Origin of the sequence: Pseudomonas sp. (assembly GCF_050739995.1) — a bacterium.
In the GTDB taxonomy this organism is placed as follows: domain Bacteria; phylum Pseudomonadota; class Gammaproteobacteria; order Pseudomonadales; family Pseudomonadaceae; genus Aquipseudomonas.
This window is the reverse complement of record NZ_JBOICG010000003.1, coordinates 1-4,542: the sequence shown is the minus strand read 5'-3', so window position 1 is coordinate 4,542 and position 4,542 is coordinate 1. Positions and strand designations below refer to the sequence as shown.

General features: G+C 57.5%; 4 protein-coding genes. All 4 read left to right on the top strand.

Features of this window, described 5'->3' with window-relative positions:
- Positions 1 to 599: dihydrolipoyllysine-residue succinyltransferase (sucB, locus tag ACRESD_RS00055; protein ID WP_431749066.1), on the top strand; the 599-nt coding region annotated here is incomplete at its 5' end.
- Between the two features lie 98 nt (positions 600 to 697).
- On the top strand, positions 698 to 2,134 hold the full coding sequence (gene lpdA, locus ACRESD_RS00050; RefSeq protein WP_431749065.1) for a dihydrolipoyl dehydrogenase: 1,437 nt from the start codon (positions 698 to 700) through the stop codon (positions 2,132 to 2,134).
- Between the two features lie 204 nt (positions 2,135 to 2,338).
- Entirely contained in the window at positions 2,339 to 3,505 is a 1,167-nt protein-coding gene (gene sucC / locus ACRESD_RS00045) for an ADP-forming succinate--CoA ligase subunit beta (protein WP_003233235.1), read from the top strand.
- Complete coding sequence (gene sucD / locus ACRESD_RS00040) at positions 3,505 to 4,386, top strand: succinate--CoA ligase subunit alpha (protein WP_003172813.1); 882 nt, start codon at positions 3,505 to 3,507, stop codon at positions 4,384 to 4,386. Before sucC ends, sucD begins: the two co-directional genes overlap by 1 nt.
- The last annotated feature ends 156 nt before the right edge of the window (positions 4,387 to 4,542 follow it).

Sequence of the window (4,542 nt, the reverse complement as noted above, 5' to 3'; positions counted from 1 at the left end):
TCGACATGACCGAAGTCATGGCCCTGCGTTCGAAGTACAAGGATCTGTTCGAGAAGTCCCACAATGGCGTGCGCCTGGGCTTCATGTCGTTCTTCGTGAAAGCGGCCACCGAAGCACTGAAGCGCTTCCCGGCAGTCAACGCTTCCATCGACGGTAACGACATCGTTTACCACGGCTACGCAGACGTTGGCGTTGCTGTGTCCAGCGACCGTGGCCTGGTAGTACCGGTTCTGCGTAACGCTGAGCTGATGAGCCTGGCTGAAATCGAAGGCGGCATCGCCACCTTCGGTAAGAAAGCCCGTGACGGCAAGCTGACCATCGACGAGATGACCGGCGGTACCTTCACCATCACCAACGGTGGTACCTTCGGTTCGATGATGTCGACGCCGATCGTCAACCCGCCGCAGGCTGCGATCCTGGGCATGCACAACATCCTCCAGCGTCCGATGGCCATCAACGGCCAAGTCGTGATCCGCCCGATGATGTACCTGGCGCTGTCTTACGATCACCGCCTGATCGATGGTAAAGAAGCCGTGACTTTCCTGGTGACCATCAAGAACCTGCTGGAAGACCCGGCTCGTCTGCTGCTGGATATCTGATAGAAGCAGCTGCAGGCTTCGGGCGGGCTGCCGGATAAGGCGGCCTGGCTCGGGGCTTGCGGCTTGAAAGCTTGCTGCTAAATAGAGGAACTATTTTCATGTCGCAGAAATTTGACGTTGTAGTGATTGGTGCAGGTCCTGGCGGCTACGTTGCCGCCATCAAGGCCGCACAACTGGGCCTCTCGACTGCTTGCATCGAAAAATACACCGACAAGGAAGGCAAGCTGGCGCTGGGCGGTACTTGCCTGAACGTTGGCTGCATTCCTTCCAAGGCGCTGCTGGACAGCTCCTGGAAATTCCACGAAGCCCAAGACGGTTTCGCGATCCACGGCATCAACCATGCTGGCGTGACCATGGACGTGCCAGCGATGGTCGGCCGTAAAGCCAACATCGTTAAGGGTCTGACTTCCGGCGTTGCCACCTTGTTCAAGGCCAACGGCGTGACTTCGATCCAGGGCCACGGCAAGCTGCTGGCCGGCAAGAAAATTGAAGTCACCAAGCCAGACGGCTCGGTTGAAGTCATCGAAGCCGAAAACGTGATCCTGGCTCCAGGTTCGCGCCCAATCGACATTCCGCCTGCTCCAGTTGATAACAACGTGATCGTTGATTCGACCGGCGCCTTGGAATTCCAAGCGGTACCTAAGCGTCTGGGCGTGATCGGCGCTGGCGTGATCGGCCTGGAACTGGGTTCGGTATGGTCCCGCCTGGGTGCTGAAGTCACCGTGCTGGAAGCCCTGGACACGTTCCTGCTGGCTGCCGACACCGCGGTGTCCAAGGAAGCCCTGAAGACCCTGACCAAACAAGGTCTGGACATCAAGCTGGGCGCTCGCGTGACCGGCTCGAAAGTCAACGGCGAAGAAGTTGTTGTCAACTACACCGACAAGGATGGCGAAAAAACCATCACTTTCGACAAGCTGATCGTAGCCGTTGGTCGCCGTCCAGTGACTACCGACCTGCTGGCTGCCGACAGCGGCGTGACCCTCGACGAGCGCGGCTACGTGCACGTTGACGATCACTGCGCTACTACCGTTCCAGGCGTCTACGCCATCGGTGACGTGGTTCGCGGCATGATGCTGGCGCACAAGGCTTCCGAAGAAGGCATCATGGTTGTCGAGCGCATCAAGGGTCACAAAACCCAGATGAACTACGACCTGATCCCATCGGTTATCTACACCCACCCGGAAATTGCATGGGTCGGCAAGAACGAACAGCAGTTGAAAGCTGAAGGCGTTGAAGTTAACGTCGGCACCTTCCCGTTCGCTGCTTCTGGCCGTGCCATGGCAGCCAACGACACCGGTGGTTTTGTCAAAGTCATCGCTGATGCCAAGACTGACCGCGTATTGGGCGTCCACGTGATTGGCCCAAGCGCTGCAGAACTGGTTCAGCAAGGCGCAATCGGTATGGAATTCGGCACCAGTGCCGAGGACCTGGGCATGATGGTCTTCTCCCATCCGACCCTGTCCGAAGCGTTGCACGAAGCAGCGTTGGCAGTGAATGGCGGCGCCATCCACATCGCCAACCGCAAGAAGCGCTAAGCGAGATAATAAGAAACCACGGCGGAGTTGCCCGTCGTGAGCCTTGCGCGCAAGACTCACCGCGGAATATCCGCCGGACGCAGCCTTGCGCAGCTTTACGGGCCTTGAGCCCAGCAAGTTGTGCAAGCAGCAGTCACAGGTGGCGCGGCACTCATAATGAGCGCAGCGCCGAATGCGCAGTACCTAACGAAGACGGTAAAAAGCATGAATCTTCACGAGTATCAGGGTAAGCAGCTGTTCGCTGAATACGGCCTGCCAGTTTCCAAGGGCTACGCAGTAGACACCCCGGAAGCAGCAGCAGAAGCTTGCGACAAAATCGGCGGCACTGAGTGGGTTGTCAAAGCCCAGGTTCACGCCGGTGGTCGCGGTAAAGCGGGCGGCGTTAAGCTGGTTCGCAGCAAAGAAGACGCCAAGGCCTTCGCACAGCAGTGGCTGGGCAAGCGTCTGGTGACTTACCAGACTGATGCCAATGGCCAACCAGTCACCAAGATCCTGGTTGAATCGTGCACTGATATCGCTAAAGAGCTGTACCTGGGCGCTGTCGTTGACCGTTCGAGCCGTCGTATCGTGTTCATGGCTTCCACCGAAGGTGGCGTGGACATCGAGAAAATCGCTCACGAAACCCCAGAAAAAATTCTGAAAGCCACCATCGATCCACTGGTTGGCGCTCAGCCATTCCAGGGTCGCGAGCTGGCTTTCCAGCTGGGCCTGGAAGGCAAGCAAGTTGCCCAGTTCGCCAAGATCTTCGTAGGTCTGGCCAAACTGTTCCAGGATCACGATCTGGCCCTGCTGGAAGTGAACCCGCTGGTGATCAAGGCTGACGGCGATCTGCACTGCCTGGACGCCAAGATCAACATCGACGCCAACGCCATGTACCGTCAGCCTAAGCTGAAGACTTTCCACGATCCGTCGCAAGACGATCCGCGCGAAGCGCACGCTGCCAAGTTCGAACTGAACTACGTAGCCCTGGAAGGTAACATCGGTTGCATGGTCAACGGTGCTGGCCTGGCCATGGGTACCATGGACATCGTCAACCTGCATGGCGGCAAGCCAGCCAACTTCCTCGACGTGGGCGGTGGTGCTACCAAAGAACGCGTTACCGAAGCCTTCAAGATCATCCTGTCCGACTCCAACGTCGCAGCAGTACTGGTCAACATCTTCGGCGGCATCGTTCGTTGCGACATGATTGCCGAAGGCATCATCGGTGCAGTGAAAGAAGTCGGCGTTAAAATCCCGGTTGTTGTTCGCCTTGAAGGTAACAACGCTGAACTGGGCGCTAAAGTACTGGCAGAAAGCGGTTTGAACATCATCGCGGCTACCAGCCTGACCGACGCTGCTCAACAAGTTGTCAAAGCTGCGGAGGGCAAATAATGAGCGTCCTGATCAATAAAGACACCAAAGTTATCTGCCAGGGTATTACCGGTTCGCAAGGTAGTTTCCACACCCAGCAAGCCATCGAATACGGCACCAAGATGGTTGGCGGCGTAACTCCAGGCAAAGGCGGCACCGAGCACCTGGGCCTGCCAGTGTTCAACACCGTGAAAGATGCTGTAGCTGCCACTGGCGCCACCGCCAGCGTGATCTACGTTCCAGCTCCTTTCTGCAAGGACTCCATCCTGGAAGCAGCATTCGGCGGCATCAAGCTGATCGTTTGCATCACCGAAGGCATTCCTACCCTGGACATGCTGGACGCTAAAGTTAAGTGCGACGAGCTGGGCGTAGTCCTGATCGGCCCTAACTGCCCAGGCGTGATCACTCCGGGCGAATGCAAGATCGGCATCATGCCAGGTCACATTCACTTGCCAGGTAAAGTCGGTATCGTTTCCCGTTCCGGCACCCTGACCTACGAAGCTGTGAAGCAGACCACTGACGCCGGTTTCGGTCAGTCGACTTGCGTCGGCATCGGCGGTGACCCGATCCCAGGCTCGAACTTCATCGACATCCTGAAGCTGTTCCAGGAAGACCCGAAGACCGAAGCGATCGTGATGATCGGTGAGATCGGCGGTTCGGCTGAAGAAGAAGCGGCTGCCTACATCAAGGCACACGTGACCAAGCCGGTTGTTTCCTACATCGCTGGTGTGACTGCCCCTGCTGGCAAGCGCATGGGCCATGCTGGCGCAATCATCTCCGGCGGCAAAGGCACTGCAGACGAGAAATTCGCTGCTCTGCAAGACGCAGGTGTTAAAACCGTGCGTTCGCTGGCAGACATCGGCAAGGCCCTGGCCGAGCTGACCGGTTGGGCTGTCAAGTAAGCCTCGTGCTTAACTGACGCGCTACCAACACAAAGGCCACCTTCGGGTGGCCTTTGTGCTTTCTGGCTATACCATTCTCTGAAATGTACTCAATCCAATGTGGGAGCTGGCTTGCCTGCGATGGCATCAACTGAGCCCACCTGATGAACCGAGGTG

Excerpts from the sequence above, each read along its gene's own strand:
- lpdA (WP_431749065.1), top strand. The coding sequence starts at position 698 with ATGTCGCAGAAATTTGACGTTGTAGTGATTGGTGCAGGTCCTGGCGGC.
- sucC (WP_003233235.1), top strand. The coding sequence starts at position 2,339 with ATGAATCTTCACGAGTATCAGGGTAAGCAGCTGTTCGCTGAATACGGC.
- sucD (WP_003172813.1), top strand. The coding sequence starts at position 3,505 with ATGAGCGTCCTGATCAATAAAGACACCAAAGTTATCTGCCAGGGTATT.